The following is an 18794-nucleotide window of genomic DNA, read 5'->3' as shown; positions in this document are numbered from 1 at the left end:
GGTCACCGCCGGTTCTTCGGGTCGAGGGCTTCGCGGAGGGACTCGCCGAGCAGCGTGAACCCGAGCGCCACGATGATGATCGCGATCGCCGGGTAGTACGCCAGCTCGGGCCGGATGTCGAGGAAGTGCTGGGAAGCGTTGCCCAGCATCAATCCCCACTCCGCGCGGGTCGGGTCCGGGTCGCCGAGGCCGAGGAACGACAGCGCCGCGGCCTCCAGGATCGCGGTCGCGAGGGTCAGCGTCGCCTGCACGATCACCGGGCCGAGCGAGTTCGGCAGCATGTGCCGGAACACGATCGTCGTCCGCTTCACGCCGAGCGACGTCGCCGCCAGCACGTGGTCCGCCTCGCGCTGGGCGAGCATCGAACCGCGCAGCAGCCGGGCGAAAATCGGCACGCCGATGATCGACACCGCGATGATCACCGTCCACTGGCTCGGCTTCGCGAACAGCGCCGCGATCGAAATCGCCAGCAGCAGCGAGGGAAACGCCAGCAGCACGTCGACCAGTCGCATGAGGACGGTGTCGACCCAGCCGCCGAACGCGCCCGCGAGCCCGCCGATGAGCGCGCCGAGCAGCACGCCGATCACCGTGGCGAGCACGCCGACCAACAGGGTCTGCTGTGCGCCGATGAGCAGCCGGGACAGGAAGTCGCGGCCGAAATCGTCGACGCCTAGCGGGAAACCGGGCTGGGCACCCGGGATGATGCCGCGGCCGAGGATGACCTTGTCCTGCAGATACCGGACCTGGGGGTCCTTCGGCGCGAGGAACGGCGCGAAAATCGCCAGCAGCAGGAACAGCAGGGTGATCACGCCGCCGACGATCGCCACCGGGCTGCGCACCATCCGGCGCAGCGCCTCGGCGCCGAGGCTCCGCCCGCCCGCCGACGCCGCGGCGAGCTTGTCGATCGGCTCTTTCTTCTTGTTCAGCAGAGTGTTCACCGCACACGCACCCTCGGGTCGATGAGCCCGTAGGAAATATCCACGAGCATGTTCACGAGCACGTAGACCAGTGCCCCGAGAAGCAGCAGCGCCTGCAGCCGCGGGTAGTCCCGCTTGTCGATCCCTTCGGCGAGAAGGAATCCGAGGCCGCGGAAGTTGAACACTCGCTCGGTCAGCACGGCGCCGCCGAGCAGCGCGCCGGTCTGCAGGCCGATCGTGGTGATCACCGGCAGCAGTGCGTTGCGCAGCACGTGCCGCTGGCGGACCACGGGCTGGGTGAGGCCCTTCGAGTTCGCGGTGCGGATGAAGTCCTCGTTGAACACGTCGAGCACCGACGCGCGGGTGATCCGGGTGATCACCGCGAGCGGAATGGTGGCGAGCGCGAGCGCGGGAAGAATGAGGTGCTTGATCGCGTCCCAGACCGCGTCCCATTCCCCGGTCATCATTCCGTCGAGAACGGCGAAATGCGTGACGACCGTGGCGTCGATGCCGGGGGCCTGCCTGCCTTGCGACGGCAACCCCAGCGGCGTGGACAGCAGGTCCTGCATCATGTAGCCGAGGAAGAAGATCGGCACCGCGACGCCGACCAGGGTCAGCACGATGATGACGTTGTCGACGATCTGGCCGCGGAACCGGGCGGCGAGGTAGCCGAACGAGATCCCGAACACCACGGCGACGATCATCGCCGAGACGCCCAGTTCGATGGTGGCCGGAAGGAACGTGCTGATCTCCGACATCACCGGACGGGACGACACGAGCGAGGTGCCGAAGTCACCGGTGACCGCGCGGCCGAGGAATTTGAAGTACTGCACGAAAATCGGCTGGTCGAGACCCAGCACGTGGTTCAGGTTCGCCAGTTTTTCCGGGGTCGCCTTGTCCCCGAGCAGAGCGGACGCGGGCCCGCCGGGGAGGGAACGCAACCAGGCGAACACCAGGATGGACAGGATGAGCAGCGTCGGGATCGCTTGTAGCAGCCGACGCACGAGAAAACGGAGCACGAGTAGTCCTTTGTGTACAGCCCGGGAACGAGGCCAAGGGCAGGCGCGGTAGCACCTGCCCTTGGCCTGGCTGCTCAGTGGAGCACGTCAGCCGATCGTGACGTTGTCGAAGCGTTCGTCGGTGAGCGGGCTGGCCACCACGCCCTTGATCTTCGGGCCGACCACGATCGCCGGCGTCGGGTAGGCGATCGGGATGGCGGGCAGGTAGTCCATGATCTTCTTGTTGGCTTCCTGGTACGCCTTGGTGTGGGCGTCGCCGGCCGGCGCAGCGTCCGCGTCGGCGAGCGCCTTGAAGATGCCCTGGTTGTTCTGGTCGGTGAGGCCGAACTCCGGCTTCGGGCGGCCGAAGAACGTGCCGACGAAGTTGCCCGCGTCGTTGTAGTCACCGGTCCAGCCGAGCAGGTGGATGTCCTGCTTGCCGTTCTGCTGCACGTCGTCCTTGTACCCGCCGTTCCACGACTCGGCGACCGGCTGCACGTTGATGCCGATGGCCTTCAGGTCCTCGGAGATCGCGGTGTAGGTGTCGGCCGGGTTCGGCATGTAGGGCCGGGTGACCTCGGTCGGGTAGTAGAACTTCAGCGTCATGCCCTCGGCGCCGGCGTCCTTCAGCAACTGCTTGGCCTTGGTCGGGTCGTACGGGTACTTGGTGACGTCGTCGGTGTAGCCGGAGATCGCCTTCGGCACGAACTCGGTCGCGACCTCGGAACCCTCGGCCAGCTTCGAGCGCACGAACTGCTCGCGGTTGATGCCGTACGCCAGCGCCTGGCGGACCCTGGGGTCCTGCAGCTTCGCGCCGTTGGGACCGGCCTGGTTGATGCCCAGGTAGAGCACGTTGAACGACGGGCGGATCAGCACCTGCTCGCCGTCGTTGCGCAGCAGCCCGTAGTCCGAGGGGGCCGGGAAGTCGTAGCCGTTGATGTCACCGGCCTTGAGCGCCTGCTTGCGGGCGTTCTCGTCCGGGATCACCTTGAACACGAGCTTGTCGAGCTTCGCCGGCTGCGGCATCGTGCTGGTGTCGTTGCGCACCAAGGTGATCTGGCCGTTGCCCTGGTCCCAGCTCTCGAACTTGAACGGGCCGGTCCCGGTCGGGTGCTTGTAGCCGTACTCCGGATACGTGATCGACGTGCCGGAGCCGGTGACCTTGTCCGCGTTGTACTTCTGCAGCGCGGTCGGGCTCTGGATGGCGAACGACGGCAGCGTGAACGCGGCCGGGAAGGCGCCCTTCGCGCGGTTCAGGTTCAGGACGGCGGTGTGGTCGTCCTTCGCCTCGCAGCTCTTGTAGACCGGCTCGCCCTTGGTGGTGCCCTCGTTGTGCGCGAAGCCCTCGAAGACGTCGCCGTAGTAGATCATCTGGCTCTGGGCGGTGGCGCCCTTCATGTTGTACCAGCGATCGAAGTTGAAACAGACGGCCTTCGCGTCGAACGCGGTGCCGTCGCTGAACTTCACGCCCTGCTTGAGGTCGAAGGTCCAGGTCTTGCCGTCGTTGCTCGGCGTCCACTTCGTGGCGAGCGACGGGGCCAGCTCGGCGGTGCCCGGCTTGTTCTGGATCAGCGTGTCCAGCATCTGCCGGGTGATCCGGAACGTTTCGCCCTCGTCGTTGAAGATCGGGTCGAACATCTTCGGGTTGCCGGTGTTGCCGAAGACCATGGTGCCTCCGGATCCACCTCCTCCGGCCTCGTCGCGCTTCGATTCCGCACACGCGGACAGCGAGACCGCGAGCGCGCCCGCGAGCCCGATCAGAGCTGCCCGGCGTGTTCGGGTCAGCCGCAATTGCTGCATCTGGCACCCCTTGGGAATGTTCGGTGTATCGAAATTCACCGTCGGCGGTCAGTTCGGGAAGACCAGTGCGATCGGTGTGTTCGGTGACACTAGCGGGAACTCGGCCTCCGCTTAAGCACGTGAGGTTACGATCGCGCTACGTAAGCCCCAAATTGACCGCAACGTGTCGGCAATTGTGCGCTCTGCGTAGCGAAATCTGCCGGTTTGGTACGAAGAGTGGTGGTTTGCTCACCCGGTTGGCCTAACCGGCCGGTTGGCCGTTCCGGGTGCCGTGGATGTTCCGGAATCCCGCCGCGGGGCCGCCGGAGTTGCCCGCGAAGACTGCCTAAACGGCCCGAATGCACTCGAGTTTCCAGGGCTCGCGCATTCCGTGCAATAGCCGCTTTCGCCCGCCGCAAACCGAGGTCGAGCCAGGATTCCGGTTGTTCAGACCAGCTGGTCGGCGGCCTCGCGCGTCCCGTCGACCGCGAACCAGCCGCGCTCGAACAACTGCCAGCGGCGCAGTTCGCCGCGCGCCGCCTCGCCGTCCCGGGCGACCGCCCTGGACAACCGTTCGGCTTCGGTGCCGCCCTCGATCCAGCACAGCAGCGACAGCCGGGGCCGCAGCGCCCGGCGTCCGCTCGACACGCCTTCCAGCACCAGAACCTCGGGAACCTCGACGCGCACCAGTTCTCCGGGACGCGGAGTCCCGGAGGTCCAGTCCATCCGGCGATACTCGCCGGGCCGTCCCTGTGCCAGCGGCGTCAGCACACCCTCCTCCAGCCGCGGCCACCACGCGACGGGATCGTCCCAGGTGGCGAAGGCGTCTGTGCTGACCAACGCGGCGCGCGAGCCCAGAGCTTCGACCGTCTCGGCGGCGAGGGTCGATTTCCCGGCCCCGGACGGACCGTCGACGGCGAGCACCCGGACGCCGCCGAGCCGGGGCGGAGCGGCGAGCAGTGCGGAGATCAGGGAACGCGTGCCGGGCTCGCTTCGGGCAGGCCGTCCACATTGTCCGGTGGGGACGTGCGCTTCTCCAGTTCGGCGATGCGCGCTTCGAGGGCGCGCTGGGTGTCTTCCAATTCGCAGCGCAGCAACGCGGTCTCCTCGACCGAGGTCCGCACCTCTTCCTCGAGGTGCCCGACCTCGGTCGAGAGCTGCAGCGCGACCAGCGCGAGGACCACTCCGGACAGGAAGAAGACGAAGTTCGACGGGGTCGCGACCCCGGTGAGATGCGCCAGGAACTCCGCGACCGGCGGGACCACCGCGAGCACCACCACGCCGATGGCCACCAGGAGCCAGATGCCGGCGTACTTCTCGCGCAGCTTGCGCCGCCGCATCATCTCGACGACGACGAGCAGCACCAGCGCCGCGATGACAATGCTCAGTACCTGCCAGCCTGCCATGGAGCCTCCCTACGCCGCGTCGGACGAGTCAACGGACGGACGGCGGCGCACGAGCGCGAGCAGCAGGGCGAGCCCCGCCCGGCCCAGGTACACCGCGGACTTCACCGGAGAATGGCTCGGCGTGCCGCCCGCCCGTTCGCGCATGACCACGGGGGTCTCCCGAATGGACAGATTCGCCCGGATCGCCATCACCAGCGCCTCGATCGTGTCGCCGAGGTACTCGGCCGGGTAGTAGCCGGCGAACAGGCGGATCGCACGCGGGCCCATCGCCTTGAACCCGGAGGTGACGTCGGTGAGCTTGCTGCCGGACAGCCGGCTGAACACCAGTGCCAGCACGACCATCGCGTACTTGCGCGGCCCGACCGCGCGGTAGGCGCCCTTGCCGGCGAACCGGGAGCCGATCGCGATGTCCGCGCCCTCGTCAAGCAGCTGCAACAGGGCGCCGACCTCGTCCGGGTCGTGCTGGCCGTCGGCGTCGACCTGGACGACGGCGTCGTAGCCGCGCGCGGCGGCGTACCGGAAACCGGTGCGCATCGCGCCGCCCACGCCCAGGTTCACCGACAGCCGGGCCACCCGGACGCCGGCGGCGCGGGCGAGTTCGGCGGTGCGGTCGGTCGAACCGTCGTCGACCACCAGCACGTCCGCGCTCGGCAGCGACTGCTTGACCTGGGCGAGCACCGCGGAAATGCTGTCTTGCTCATTGAGCGCGGGCATCACGATAAGCACTTGGCGGGTGCTCACGGATGTGCTGGACACGGCAGTCACCTTAACCGCTCACTGACCGTTCGCTGTGGTAGGCCCGGCCACGCCGGACTGTCCGGCGATCTCGTAAATCGTCGCGCCCTCGTTGTGGAACACGACGCGGAACTGCGGTCCGGGCCGGACCCGCGCCACGCCGGCGGACTCGATCGCGTTCTCCGCGGCCTTCCCGTTGCCCTGGATGAGATAGCGCACCCGCAGATCGGTGAGGTCCGCCCGGACCTGCTGGTACTTGTCGATGTCGTCGACCCACGCGCTCAGGTAGGCGGCCTTGGTGTCCGCCCCGGCGCCGTAGAAAGTCCACTCGACCGGCTGAACCCCGGCCAGCGCGTACATCCACGCCGAACCGTCGGCCCGGTTGTTCATCACCCGTTCGCCCGGCGCGGTGTGCTGGCCGAGCCAGGCGAAGGCGGCTTCCTCGGCGGTGGAGACAGTCGGCCCGTCCCGGTAAGTGACGGCCATCCGAGTCGCGTTGCGGCCGATGTAGCCGCCCTTGCTCAGGCCACCGCACACCAGCCCGAGCAGGACGACCGCGACCACGCCGAGCGTGGCCGGCGCGAGCTTGACCCTCGGCTGCGCCTTCCGCACGAACCAGGCGGCCGCGGTGTGCGCGAACTCTCCGAACGCGACCGCGCCCGCCAGCGGCACCAGCGCGGCGATCCGCCAGTGGTCGTTGTAGAAGAGGCTGGTCAGCGTCTGCATGAGCGGCGAGTTGATGGACACCGTCAGCATGAAGAGGCCGCCGAACAGCACATACGCGCCGACCAGCCACAGCATCCGCCGGTGCCGCACCAGCAGGACGAGCCCGGCGAACGCGGGCACGCCGATCCACCACTGCGGGAAGTCCGACATCGGAGAGAACGTGATCGTCTGGCCGAAGCCGCCGGCGAGCGTGGTCTCCGGCGCCCAGTACGCGCTCGTCACCCCGCCGGCGTTGTACAGCGAGGGCAGCACCAGCGGCACGCCGAGCGCGATCGCCAGTACGCCGGTCGCGATCAGCGAGGGCAGGCTGCGCCGCCATTCGATCTTCTCGAAACGGCAGAGAACGGCGACCAGAATGAGCAGGAAATAAACAACGACCACGAACACGACGCTGGTGTGCAGACCGCACAACCCGGCCACGCCGACGCCGATCGCGACCGGGCCGGCAATGCCGTTCGGCTTCAGCAAATAACGGCTCAGCGCGAGCATCGCCGGAATCAACGCGACGCCGGCGACGTAGGGCCACAACGGCCCGCGCCACAACGAGTCGTACGGGAACGCGCTGAACCACGTGCTGACCGCGGCCGCCGCGGCGGTGCCGAGCGCGGGCATGCCCCACACCCGGCACAGCGCGGCGATTCCGAACGGCAGGGTGAAAATCACCGCCAGCGCGGCCAGGTTCAGCGTGGGCATCATGGTCAGCCCGCCCTTGCCGAAAACCAGGGCGAGCAGGGCGTGATACGTGTCCGGGTAGAAATAGTTCGACTGGTTCGGCAGGTTGGCGATAGTGCCCACAGTGGACGGCCGGGCGTCGCCGTGTTCAGCGATCCAGCGGACCAGATTGCCGTGGAACGGCGCGTCCCAGCCCTGGTGCACGGTGTTGATTCCGTTGGCGCCGCGCAGGAAGGTGACCGCGCCCACGCCCACTGCGGCGACGACGCCCGCCGCCATCACGAGGTGGTCGCGCAGCGGCAGCTTCTCCAGGTCCTCGCCCGCCCAGTCCGGGTGCCTGCGAGCACGCAGCCGCAGCACCGCGAACGCCAGCCCGAAGCCGACGACGGCGAGCACCAGCGTCCACAGCGCGACGTTGAGCAGCGACCAGCGGATGCCGAGGCCGCCCAGCACCGGGACGCCGAGCGCGACGACCCCGAACGTCAGCAACGGCGCCGCCGCGGCGAGCGTCCACCCGCGCAACCGGATAGCTGCTCCGAAGACGAGCCCGGGCACCCAGAATGCGAGCAGCACCAGAAGAACGTTCATCGAATTCGAATCCAACCCTGATTGGCTTTCGCCATCCGACGCGCACCGGGAACCGGCGGCTCGGAACTCACACTACTGCGACGCTAAGAACACGCTTCACCCGTGTCGGAGGTTGCTTCCGCGGGAGAATTGGCGAGTACGAATCCCAGCACGACGGCGAGCCCGGCCATCGGCGCGACGGCGAGCGAAACGACGGCGCGCACCACGGTGTCGCCCGGAACGGCGAGCAGCAGCACCGAAGCGGTGACCGCGACCACCGCCCAGGTGATCAACACCCGGTTGGCCTGGGCGCGCGCCACCAGCACGGCGGTGAGCAACTGCATCGGCACCAGCAGCACCGAGGACCACACGAGCCCGGCGACCGCCCAGCCGTCCACGTGGTACTTGGGGCCGTTGACGAACTGCACCGCCCACGGGCCGATCAGCATGCCGACCAGCGCGCCGAGCGCGGCCAGGGCGAGCGCGGCGAAGGTGCCCAGCAGCAACACCCGGCGCAACCGGAGCCTGCCGTCCGCGGTGGCGGAAAGCCGCACCACGAAGGGCACGGCAAGCGACTGCACCGGCGCGACCAGCGTCAGCGGCAGCCGTGCGATGACCAGCGCGGCGAACACCGCGCCGAGCCGGTCCCGGTCGCCGCCGGGGGCGAGCAGGCCGACCAGCGCGGGGTAGCCGGTGATGACGCTCGCGGTGAGGGCGGCTCCGAGCAGCAGCATGAGCATCCGGCGGCTGGTGACCGCCCAGCCGTCGCCGGGCGCGCGGACGTCCAGCAGCCGCCGCGCCTGGCGGATGAACAGCAGCCAGGCGAACGATCCGGCCGCGACCGCCAGCGCCAGCGGCACCAGCCGGTAGGCGGTGGCGATCACCAGCAGGCCCAGCACCAGCGCGCGGACCGCGGGTTCGGCGACGATCAGCCCGGCGAAGTGCTTGACCTGGTGCTGGCCGATCAGCAGGCCGCGGACGCCGAACTGGCAGGCGAACGCGACCCCGCCGGCCAGCACCACCAGCGCGAGTTCCCCGGTGCCGTGGAACAGCCGGTCGTTGATCGGCGGGATGAGCAGCGCCAGCCCGAACGCCGCCGCGGCCGCCGCGGACACGACCACCGCGCGCAGCGCGCCGCGGCCCGCGACGCCGCCGGTCAGCGCGGCCGTCGCGGACTGCCGGGAGAGCTCCTGCTCCAGCGGGGACAACGCACTGCCGAGCCCCATCAGGAGGCCCCAGAACGTGAGGAAGGTGGCGTACTGGTCCGGGGGCAGCAGCCGCGCGCAGGCGACGGTGAGGACGTAGCCGAGGATGATCGCCGCGATCAGCGAACCGCCGAGCTTGCCCGCGGTGCGATGGGTGTCCCGGACGACCCCGTTGGCCGTCGCGCCGGTGTCCGCCACGCTCATCGGCGCCGCAGCCGGGCGCGCGAGGCGAGGTACAAACCGCGGAACACGCCCGCGCCGAACCCGGCCGCGAACACCGGCAGCAAGGTGCCGACCGCACGCGCCTCGGCGGTGCTGGCCCCGCACTTCTTGACCGCCGCGGCGGCCGCCGCCGACCCGGCGATCCCGAGCGCGGCAGTCGTTTTCGGCTTCTTCACGGCCAGCCCGGCGCCGACCGCGCCGACCGCGAGCGCGCCGAACAGCGCGGTGCGCGCCGGACCGGGGGAACCGAGGTAGGAATCCACGTACGTGGTGCCGCGGAAGAACGACTGCGCCCAGAACTTCTCGAGCGAATCGCGGCCGTGGTAGGTCCCGGAGAACTGCGGGGACAGGTGAAAGCGCGCGCGTTCGGCGATCCAGCGCAGCATGCGGGTGTCGTCGCTGGCCAGCCGGACGTCGTCGAACAGCGAGGCGAAAGCGGCGACGGATCCGTCGAGCAGATCGCGGCGGGCGCAGAAAAATCCGGTGCCCTTCGGGTACAGGTCGAATTCCTCGATGCCGAACGACGTCAGCTTCGGATTCGCGAAGTACTTGCGCCACGAGAACGCGACGAGCCCGGCCATGAAACCGGCGTAGGGATTGTTCTCGGACGCGACGGTGATGTGGCCGTTCCAGGCCGTGCGTTCGGGGTGGCCGGTCAGCTGGTCGCGCAGGAAACCGAGGCTGCCGACGTCCACGATCACGCGGCTGTCCAGCAGCAGCACCCATTCTCCGGACGCCTTCGCCAACCCGGTCCGGCGGGCCTCGAACCGGCCGCTGTTGGCCTGGCTCAGCACGGTGATGCCGTGCTGGTCGCGCAACTGGGCGAGCCGGGCGGGCGTGCCGTCGGTGCTCCCGTCGTCCACGACGAGGATTTCCACCGGCCACCGTGCCGCCTCGGCCGAGGCGATGAGCGCGCCGACGCTGCGGTCGATCCAGTCCTGCTCGTTGTAGACCGGAATCACGACGCTGAGCGACGGGAGGGGCGGAATCGCACTCACCCCGGCGAGGCTACCCTGTACCGGCCGGGACGGAGCGCACAGCATCCCGGCCCTCGTCGTTGATCTGCTGTTCACCCGGCTGCGGCCGGCCCGGAGATGGGGTAATCCACGGTGATTTCGTTCGTTGTCGGCACCACCGCGGAACTGATCAAAATCGCGCCGGTGTTCCACCGCGTCGCCGAGCGCGGCGCGAAACCGGAGATCTGGTTCACCGCGCAGCACGTGGACGAGGTCGCGGACGTGCTCTCGGATTTGCGGCTGCCGGAACCCGCGCTGTGGTTCGTGCCGCGGGAACGGGCGCACAACCTCGAATCGCCCGCGCAGGTGCCCGGCTGGGCCGCGCAGGTCATGCGCACCGCCTGGAGCCGCCGCGCCGAACTCCGCGCCCGGCTGACCGCGGACGGCCGCCCGCCGCTGGTGCTGGTGCACGGCGACACGTTCACCACGCCGTACGGGGCGTTGCTCGGCAAGAAGATCCTGAAGGCCCGCGTGGGGCACATCGAGGCGGGCACGCGGTCGGGCAGCATCCTGTCGCCGCTGCCGGAGGAACTGAACCGCAAAATCGCCGGGAAACTCGTGGACCTCCACTTCTCGCCGAGCGAGCGCGAGGTGCACAACCTTCGCAACGCCCGCGGCGTCGTGGTGAACACCGAAGCGAACACGGCGATCGACTCGATGCGCCAGGTCGTCGACCAGCCGCTGGACGTGCCGGGCCTGCCGGAGAAGTTCGGCCTGGCGACGCTGCACCGCTTCGAACTGGTGTCGCGCGCGGACAAATACCGCGAGGTGCTGGAAATCCTGCGCGAGCAGAGCCGCAAGATGCCGATCCTGTACATGGCCGGCGCGCCGGAGCGGGAGAAGATCCGGGCGCTGGGCCTGGACAATCTGTTCGACGACAAGTTCGTCGCGCAGCCGAAAATGCGGTACCTGAAGTTCCTGCCGCTGGTCGCGCGAGCCGAGTACGTGGTCACGGATTCCGGCGGGTTGCAGGAGGAATGCGGCTACCTGGGCCTGCCGTGCGCGGTCCACCGGGCCCGCACCGAACGGCACGTGGGAATCGGCGAGAACGTCATCCTGACCGAAATGCGCGGGGACCGGCTGCGGGAATTCCTGGACACGTACCAGCATCGCCGCGGGGAGTCCTGGATGGACAAATACCACCCGTCGGACATCGTGGTGAACTCGTTGGCACAGCTGGGTTACTGCTGAAGTTTGACGCGGGCGGGATCGCCGTCAAGCCGACGCGATCCCGCTTTCGGATCGCGTCGGCGTTGAGGACGACGGATTTACAACGCTCGGCGGCCGGACAGCGCTCGGCCTAGGGTCAATTCGTCCGCGAACTCCAGGTCCCCGCCCATCGGCAATCCGGACGCCAGCCGCGTCACCGAAAGCCCCGGGAAATCGCGCAGCATCCGCACCAGGTACGTCGCCGTCGCCTCGCCCTCGGTGTTCGGGTCCGTCGCGATGATGATCTCGCGGACGTCCGCCTCGCCGATGCGCTTCAGCAGCTCGCGCATCCGCAACTGCTCCGGGCCGATCCCGGACAGCGGGTCCAGGGCGCCGCCCAGTACGTGGTAGCGGCCTTTGAACTCGCGGGTCCGCTCGACCGCCAGCACGTCCTTCGGCTCCTCGACCACGCAGATCACCGTGAGGTCGCGGCGTTCGTCGCGGCAGATGCGGCAGGTTTCCTGCTCCGAGACGTTGCCGCAGATCTCGCAGAACTGCACGCCTTCCTTGACCTTGCCGAGCACGTCCTGCAGCCGCGCGATGTCCGCGGGGTCGGCGGCCAGCAGGTGGAACGCGATGCGCTGGGCACTCTTCGGACCGACGCCGGGCAACCGCCCCAGTTCGTCGATCAGGTCCTGGACGACACCCTCGTACAAGTGTCAGCCGCCGAAGCCGAGGCTGCCGAGGTCCGGCATGCCGCCGCCGAGGCCGCCCGCCAGCGGGCCCAGCTTCTGTTCGGTGAGCTTCTGCGCGCTCGCCGACGCGTCGCGCACCGCGGCGACCACCAGGTCGGCCAGGGTTTCGACGTCGTCCGGGTCGACCACCTTCGGGTCGATGACGAGGCTCTTCAGCTGGCTGTCGCCGGACACCGTCGCGGTGACCAGGCCGCCGCCCGCGGTGCCGGTGACCTCGGTGCTGGCGAGTTCCTCCTGGGCCTCCACCAGCTTCTGCTGCATCTGCTGGGCCTGCTGCATGATCTGCGACAGGTCGAAGCCGCCGCCGCCGGGTTGCACCATGATCGCACTCGGTCCTTCCGCGTTTGGGTGTTCCTCCCCAGCGTAGCCGCGCACCCGGCGCGTCCGTCCTGGCGGCACGCGTGTGCTGTGGCACCGTGGTCGCGTGCGAGCGAAGACACTCCCGCTGCTGACCGGCCTGATGCTGCTCACAGCGTGTTCCGGCGGCGTCCAGACGCCTCCGTCACCGGCCGCTGCGCCGACGTCCTCGGCCAGCTCCGCGACGCCGAGCCCGTCGTCTTCCAGCCCGCAGCCGCCGTCCTCGCCCTCGAGCCCGCCTTCGTCTTCCGCGCTGCCGCCGGTCGGCTCGGGCAAGGTCGTGGTGCTCGACCCCGGGCACAACGGCGGCAACGCGGCACACCCCGACGAGATCAACCGGAAGGTTCCCGCCGGACGCGGGCAGACGAAGCCGTGCAACACCACCGGCACGTCGACCAACGCCGGGTACACCGAGCACGCGTTCACCTTCGCGGTCGCGCAGGAGGTCGGGAACGCGTTGGCGGCCAAGGGAATCAAGGTCGTCTACACGCGGCAGAACGACTCCGGCGTCGGCCCGTGCGTCGACGAGCGCGCACGGATCGGCAACGACGCGAACGCCGACGCGGTGGTGTCGATCCACGCCGACGGCTCCACTTCGCCGACCGCGCACGGCTTCCACGTCGCGTATTCGGCACCGCCGTTGAACGCGGCGCAGGGAGAGCCGTCGCTGAAGCTGGCTCGCACCATGCGCGACGGAATGCACGATGACGGCTTCGCGACCTCCACCTACATCGGCTCGGCGGGTCTTTCGCCGCGGAACGACCTGGCCGGGCTCAACCTGTCGACCCGGCCGGCCGTGCTCGTCGAATGCGGCAACATGCGCAACGCCGACGAGGCCAGCCAGATGTCGTCGGCGGCGGGCCGGGCGCACTACGCGCAGGCCATCGCGAAGGCGATCGAAGCGTACTTGGCCGGCTCCTGACGCAGGGAGCCGAAAGGGCTACTGAGCGGACAGAACACCGGACACCGTCTTCACCCTTGATCGGTTCCGACCTACCGTCGCTGGAAACCTGTCGAGGAGGCGCCGGTGGCAACTTCGCTCCGAGGAAGACTGGTACGGCTGCTGGCCGTGACCGCGATGGCTGGAACCCTCGTGTCGACGGGAGTCGCCGAGGCCGCTCCACAGGCCGTGACCGCCGGGCAAGCGCGGTTCGAAGTCCTGTCGCCGACGCTCATCCGCACCGAATACGCGGGGGACGCCAAGTTCGTCGACGCCGGCACGTTCAACGCGGTCGGCCGCGGCAGTTTCCCTAAAACGCCTTACACCGCAACAAAACGCGACGGCTGGCTGACCATCCGGACCAGCGCCGTCCAGCTGCGCTACAAGCTCGACTCGGGCGCGTTCTCCGACGACAACCTCACCGTCCAGCTGCGTACCGGCGGCCAGGACGTCACCGCGCGGCCGTGGGCGGGCAAGCTGACTCCGGTCTGCGCGCTCGGCACCCTCTGCGAGGCCGAACAACTGCAGCTCAACGGCCCAGGCGTGGCCAGCGACCACCGGGGCTACACCGGCGACGGTTTCGCGGCGGGCTTCATCAACCCCGGCGACAGCCTGGCCTTCCGGACCACCGCTTCCGGCGATTACCAGCTGGACCTGCGCTACGCCAACGGCACCGGCGGCGACGGACAGCACACGACCCGCACGCTCAGCGTTCTCGTGGACGGCGCCAACGCACGCACCATCTCGCTGCCGGCCACCGGCGACTGGGACACCTGGGCCCTCGCGACCGTGCCGATCAGCCTGCCCGCGGGGCAGCACCAGGTGACCGTCAAGCACGGCACCTCCGACTCGGGCAACGTCAACATCGACAGCCTCGCCGTGGTCAACCCCGGGGCCGCGTACCCACAGCCGGTGCCGCCAGCGCCGACGACGTGCGCGTTCGGTGTCCTCTGCGAGGCCGAGCAGGGCGCGCTGTCCGGCGGCGCGCACCCGGCCAGCGACCACGACGGCCATTCCGGCAAGGCTTTCCTGGCAGGGATGGAGCGTCCCGGCGCGGCCGACGCGTTGACGATAACCGGCGTTCCCGCCGATGGCGCCTACGATCTGCAGCTGCGCTACTCCGACGCGACCGCCGTCTCCGGCCAAACCCAGCCGACCTCGTTGACGCTCCAAGCCGGTGACACCTCGACGAACCTGACCCTGCCGTCGACCAGCAGCTGGAATTCGTGGCGCACCACCGCGATCCCGGTGAAACTCAAGGCTGGCACCAACACCGTCACGCTGTCCTGCCCGGACTCGAATTGCCACGTCAACCTCGACACCGTTGCTGTCACCGCCGCGCATTCGGTGCTGCTCGCCCCGCACGCACCGCTTGGCGGTTACCGACGCGGTCTCGACGGCGTAGACGGAAGTGCGGTCTCCGCGCCCGGGATCCTTTACCAGGACGGCTGGTCCCTGCTCGACGACACCGCTTCGGCGCTGTACGACCCGAGCACGAAGGTCGTCACCCAACGGCCCAGCAGCGAGAGCTACCAGGACGGATACGTCTTCGCCTACGGCCAGGACTACGGCCGCGCGCTGAGTGAACTGGCCCAGCTGACCGGACCGTCGCTGCTGCTGCCCCGATGGGCCTACGGCGTCTGGTATTCCGAGTATTACGACCGCACGGCCGCCGACTTCCAGCAGACGATCGTGCCGAAGTTCCGTTCGCAGCAGGTGCCGCTCGACATGCTCGTCGTCGACACCGACTTCAAATCGCCGGACCGGTGGAACGGGTGGGAAATCGATCCGACCCGCTTCCCCGACCCGAAGGCGTTCTTCCAGTGGGCACACGACCAGGGCCTGCACACCACGCTGAACATCCATCCGAGCATCCGCGCCGACGACCCGCAGTTCCCGGCCGCGCAGGCCACCGCGAAGGGCAAACTGCAGCCCAGTTGCGGACAAGACTGCTACGTCTTCGATTTCGGCGACCCCGACCAGCTGCGGGCCTATTTCGACCTGCACCGGACGATGGAACAGCAGGGCAACGACGTCTGGTGGCTCGATTGGTGTTGTGACAGCTCGAAATCGAGCCTGGCCGGCGTCACCCCGGACGCGTGGATCAACCAGCAGTACGCCGACGACGCGGCTCAGCGCGGCGGTCGCGGCTTCGCGTTCTCCCGCGCGTACGGCTCGCTGCAAGCCGGTGGATACAGCTCGCCGACTGCGGTGCCGACCGGACCGTGGGCGGACAAGCGCACCACGCTGCACTTCACCGGAGACACCATTTCCGACTGGGCAACGCTGGCCTTCGAAGTCGGCTACACCCCTGGTGAATCCGCGGCGACCGGACTGGCGTCGGTAAGCCACGACATCGGCGGCCACACCGGCGGGTTGCAGCAACCGGGTACGGAACCCGGGAGCACGAAGCTGCCGGACGATCTGTACGCGCGCTGGGTGCAGCTCGGTACGTTCCAGCCGATCGACCGGTTGCACTCCAACCACAGCGACCGGTTGCCCTGGCAATACGGAGCCGCCGCGGACGCGTCAGCGACGAAATTCCTGAACCTGCGCGAGAATCTCGTGCCGTACACCTACACGCTCGCACAGCAGGCCACCGCGACGGGAATGCCGCTCGTGCGGCCGCTGTACCTGCAATATCCGGACCAGCAGGAGGCGTACGCCCAGGCCGGCGGGGAATACCTGTACGGCCCGGACGTCCTCGTGGCTCCCGCGACCAGCCCGGGCGCCACGGCGACCACGAGCGTCTGGTTCCCGCCGGGCAACGACTGGACGGACTACTTCACCGGCAAGACCTACCGCGGCGGCACCACCGCGCAGATCACCACGGGCCTGGACACGATGCCGGTGTTCATGCGTTCGGGCGGAATCATGGTCACCCGCGGCGGAAACGTCTCCGGCGACGCGCATGATCCGCAGACCGCCGCGACCGTCACGGTGGCTGGCGGCCACGACGGCGCGTTCACCCTCTACGAGGACGACGGGCAGTCTCCGTCCGCGAAGAGCACCACGACTGCCTTGCGCTACACGGAAAATCCCCAGTCAGCGATGCTCGCGATCGGTGCCACGCAGCGAGCCTGGACCGTCCGGTTCACCAACGCCACCTCGCCGTCCGCGGTGTACGTGGACGGCCGGCGGAGCGGAAACTGGACCTGGGACGCCGCGACCCGGACGGTAACCGTGCAGACGCCGCCGACGCAGCATCCGCTGACCGTGCGGCTCGTGCGGTAGGCAGCGTCGTGAGTGTTGATCGCGGCTGGAACCGTGATCAACACTCACGACGTCGCTAGTCCAGCGGGCGTGCGCCGAGGTGGTCGGACAACAGCTTGCGCGCGATCTGCTCCGGGTCCTCCTCCGCGGGCGGCGGCGGAGGCGGCGGGACCGGGCTGGAGTCCTCGGAGTAGATGTCGTCGTCCTCGTCCGTGGGCTCGGGCGGGAGCGGGATGTCCGGTTCGCTCGTCGTGACGCGCGGACGGCTCGGCGCTTCCGGCGCGGGCTTCGGCGGAGGCGCTGCGGCTGCCGGAGCCTGCGCGGCCGCGGACGGACGCGTGAACGACCGTTCCGGAGCCGGGGCCGCCGCCTGCTGCCGGGGAGCCTGCCGCGCCGGGGCGGCGGCCGGGGCCGCGCCGTGCACGCAGCGGACCTGCCATTCGCCGCCGAGCACCTCGCTCAGCCCGGCCGCGATCTTGCTCGCGTTGCCCTGGTCGCTCAGCCGCCGGGCGAGCGGTTCGGACTTGTGCGTCAGCGTGACCGCCGAACCGTCGACCTCGGCGACCGTCGCCTGCGTGAGCATGGCTTCGAGTGCGCGACCGCCGGTGAATTTCCGCAGCGACGCCAGCAGTTGCGGCCATTTCTCGCGCAGCGCGGCCGCGTCGATCCCGCCCGCCGCCGGGGCTTCCTCCGCGGCCGGGGCGGGGGAAGGCTCCGGAGCGGGTGCGGCAGCAGCTGGAGCAGGCGGCTCGGCTGCTGCCGGACGGCTGACCTCCGGGCGAGCCGGACGCGCCGGTTCGTCCGCCGCCGGACGGGCCGGTGCGGCGGGAGCTTCCTGGGCCGGACGCTGCGAAGGCCGCTGGAACCGCGTCGGAGCCTCCGCAGGGACAGCGGAAGCAGCCGGAGCAGGTGCGGTGGCCGGTGCGGAACCAGCCGCGGGACCAGCCGGAGCGGGAGCGCCAGCGGGGCGCCGCTCGAGCCGTTCGATCCGCGCCAGCAAGGCTTTCTCCGCCTCGGTGACCGACGGCAGCAGCATTCGCGCGCAGAGCAGTTCGAGCACGAGCCGCGGCGACGTCGCGCCGCGCATCTCGAGAAGTCCACTGTGGACGATGTCGGCATAGCGGGACAACGTGGCCGGGCCGAGCTTCTCGGCCTGCTCGGCCATCCGCTTCAGCTCGTCGTCCGGCGCGGCGACCAGCCCGCGTTCGCCCGCGTCCGGGACCGCGCGCATCAGCAGCAGGTCGCGCAACCGGTCGAGGAGGTCGGTGGCGAAGCGGCGCGGGTCGTGTCCGGCGTCGGCGAGTTTCTCGACGGTGCCGAACACTTCGGCCGGGTTGTCGTTCGCGAGCCCGTCGATCACCGCGTCGATCAGCGCGGTGTCCGTGACGCCCAGCAGCGCGACCGCCCGCGGATACGTGACGCCTTCCGGACCGGCCCCGGCGAGCAGCTGGTCCAGCACCGACTGGGTGTCGCGAGCCGAACCGCCGCCCGCGCGGATCACCAGCGGATACACCGCCGGTTCGACCGTCGCGCCCTCGGCGGCGACGTTGCGCTCCAGCAGTTCCCGCATCGAACTCGGCGGGATCAGCCGGAACGGGTAGTGGTGCGTGCGCGAGCGGATGGTGGTGAGCACCTTGTCCGGCTCGGTGGTGGCGAAGATGAAGATCAGGTGCTCGGGCGGTTCTTCGACGATCTTCAGCAGGGCGTTGAAGCCCTGCGTGGTGACCATGTGCGCCTCGTCGATGATGAACACGCGGTAGCGCGATTCGGCGGGCGCGTAGAACGCCTTGTCCCGCAGTTCGCGCGCGTCGTCCACGCCGCCGTGGCTGGCCGCGTCGAGTTCGGTGACGTCGACGCTGCCGGGGCCTTCCGGCGCGAGCGCGCGGCACGAGTTGCATTCGCCGCACGGATCCGGGGTCGGGCCTTTGGCGCAGTTGAGCGAGCGCGCCATGATCCGCGCGCTCGACGTCTTCCCGCAGCCGCGCGGCCCGGAGAACAGGTACGCGTGGTTGATGCGCCCGGCGGCCAGCGCCGTGCGCAGCGGTTCGGTCACATGCTCCTGGCCGACGACCTCGGCGAAGGTCGCCGGACGGTACTTCCGGTACAGCGCGAGAGCCACGAGCCCGAGACTACAGTG

15 protein-coding genes are annotated in these 18794 nt (G+C 69.4%); 3 read left to right on the top strand and 12 right to left on the bottom strand.

Features of this window, described 5'->3' with window-relative positions; translation table 11 throughout:
• Nucleotides 1-2: 2 nt before the first annotated feature.
• The 9 genes from ATK30_RS21015 to ATK30_RS20970 form a co-directional block, all read right to left on the bottom strand.
• A complete protein-coding gene (locus ATK30_RS21015) occupies nt 3-938 on the bottom strand; it encodes an ABC transporter permease (protein ID WP_101437052.1) in 936 nt (311 codons plus the stop codon).
• Nucleotides 935-1936, bottom strand: a complete 1002-nt coding sequence (locus ATK30_RS21010; protein WP_101437051.1) for an ABC transporter permease — start codon at nt 1934-1936, stop codon at nt 935-937. The genes ATK30_RS21015 and ATK30_RS21010 overlap by 4 nt, the downstream gene beginning before the upstream one ends.
• Before the next feature lie 87 nt (nt 1937-2023).
• A complete protein-coding gene (locus ATK30_RS21005) occupies nt 2024-3715 on the bottom strand; it encodes an ABC transporter substrate-binding protein (RefSeq protein ID WP_167441965.1) in 1692 nt (563 codons plus the stop codon).
• A 426-nt stretch (nt 3716-4141) separates the two neighbouring features.
• Nucleotides 4142-4618: a uridine kinase family protein gene (locus ATK30_RS20995; protein ID WP_244194681.1), complete on the bottom strand. Its 477-nt coding sequence runs from the start codon at nt 4616-4618 to the stop codon at nt 4142-4144.
• A 44-nt stretch (nt 4619-4662) separates the two neighbouring features.
• On the bottom strand, nt 4663-5100 hold the full coding sequence (locus tag ATK30_RS20990; protein ID WP_101437049.1) for a DUF2304 domain-containing protein: 438 nt from the start codon (nt 5098-5100) through the stop codon (nt 4663-4665).
• Between the two features lie 9 nt (nt 5101-5109).
• Nucleotides 5110-5814: a glycosyltransferase family 2 protein gene (locus ATK30_RS20985; RefSeq protein ID WP_101440968.1), complete on the bottom strand. Its 705-nt coding sequence runs from the start codon at nt 5812-5814 to the stop codon at nt 5110-5112.
• 60 nt (nt 5815-5874) lie between these two features.
• Complete coding sequence (locus tag ATK30_RS20980; protein WP_101440967.1) at nt 5875-7821, bottom strand: DUF6541 family protein; 1947 nt, start codon at nt 7819-7821, stop codon at nt 5875-5877.
• 83 nt (nt 7822-7904) lie between these two features.
• Nucleotides 7905-9209 carry a hypothetical protein gene (locus ATK30_RS20975; protein WP_101437048.1) on the bottom strand — a complete coding sequence of 435 codons (1305 nt, stop codon included), beginning with the start codon at nt 9207-9209 and terminating at the stop codon, nt 7905-7907.
• Nucleotides 9206-10225, bottom strand: a complete 1020-nt coding sequence (locus tag ATK30_RS20970) for a glycosyltransferase family 2 protein (protein ID WP_101437047.1) — start codon at nt 10223-10225, stop codon at nt 9206-9208. Before ATK30_RS20970 ends, ATK30_RS20975 begins: the two co-directional genes overlap by 4 nt.
• A 111-nt stretch (nt 10226-10336) precedes the next feature.
• Here ATK30_RS20970 and ATK30_RS20965 point away from each other — a divergent pair, with 111 nt between their 5' ends.
• Nucleotides 10337-11434 carry a UDP-N-acetylglucosamine 2-epimerase gene (locus ATK30_RS20965; protein WP_101437046.1) on the top strand — a complete coding sequence of 366 codons (1098 nt, stop codon included), beginning with the start codon at nt 10337-10339 and terminating at the stop codon, nt 11432-11434.
• 77 nt (nt 11435-11511) lie between these two features.
• Here ATK30_RS20965 and recR read toward each other — a convergent pair whose 3' ends face one another.
• Nucleotides 11512-12108, bottom strand: a complete 597-nt coding sequence (gene recR / locus ATK30_RS20960) for a recombination mediator RecR (protein WP_037808499.1) — start codon at nt 12106-12108, stop codon at nt 11512-11514.
• Between the two features lie 3 nt (nt 12109-12111).
• Nucleotides 12112-12468, bottom strand: a complete 357-nt coding sequence (locus ATK30_RS20955) for a YbaB/EbfC family nucleoid-associated protein (protein WP_009084583.1) — start codon at nt 12466-12468, stop codon at nt 12112-12114.
• Between the two features lie 139 nt (nt 12469-12607).
• On the opposite strand from ATK30_RS20955, the gene ATK30_RS20950 reads away from it, so the two are divergent.
• On the top strand, nt 12608-13426 hold the full coding sequence (locus ATK30_RS20950; protein ID WP_101440966.1) for an N-acetylmuramoyl-L-alanine amidase: 819 nt from the start codon (nt 12608-12610) through the stop codon (nt 13424-13426).
• Between the two features lie 105 nt (nt 13427-13531).
• Nucleotides 13532-16678 (top strand): TIM-barrel domain-containing protein, encoded by a 3147-nt coding sequence (locus ATK30_RS20945; protein WP_101437045.1) that lies wholly within the window; start codon nt 13532-13534, stop codon nt 16676-16678.
• A gap of 55 nt (nt 16679-16733) precedes the next feature.
• On the opposite strand, the gene ATK30_RS20940 is transcribed toward ATK30_RS20945, so the two are convergent.
• The gene (locus ATK30_RS20940) at nt 16734-18776 is read right to left on the bottom strand and encodes a DNA polymerase III subunit gamma and tau (RefSeq protein WP_101437044.1); all 2043 of its coding nucleotides are present in this window, start codon (nt 18774-18776) and stop codon (nt 16734-16736) included.
• Between the last annotated feature and the right edge of the window lie 18 nt (nt 18777-18794).

Source organism: Amycolatopsis echigonensis (assembly GCF_002846615.1).
Taxonomy (GTDB): Bacteria; Actinomycetota; Actinomycetes; order Mycobacteriales; family Pseudonocardiaceae; genus Amycolatopsis; species Amycolatopsis echigonensis.
This window is presented reverse-complemented; position numbering and strand designations above follow the sequence as displayed.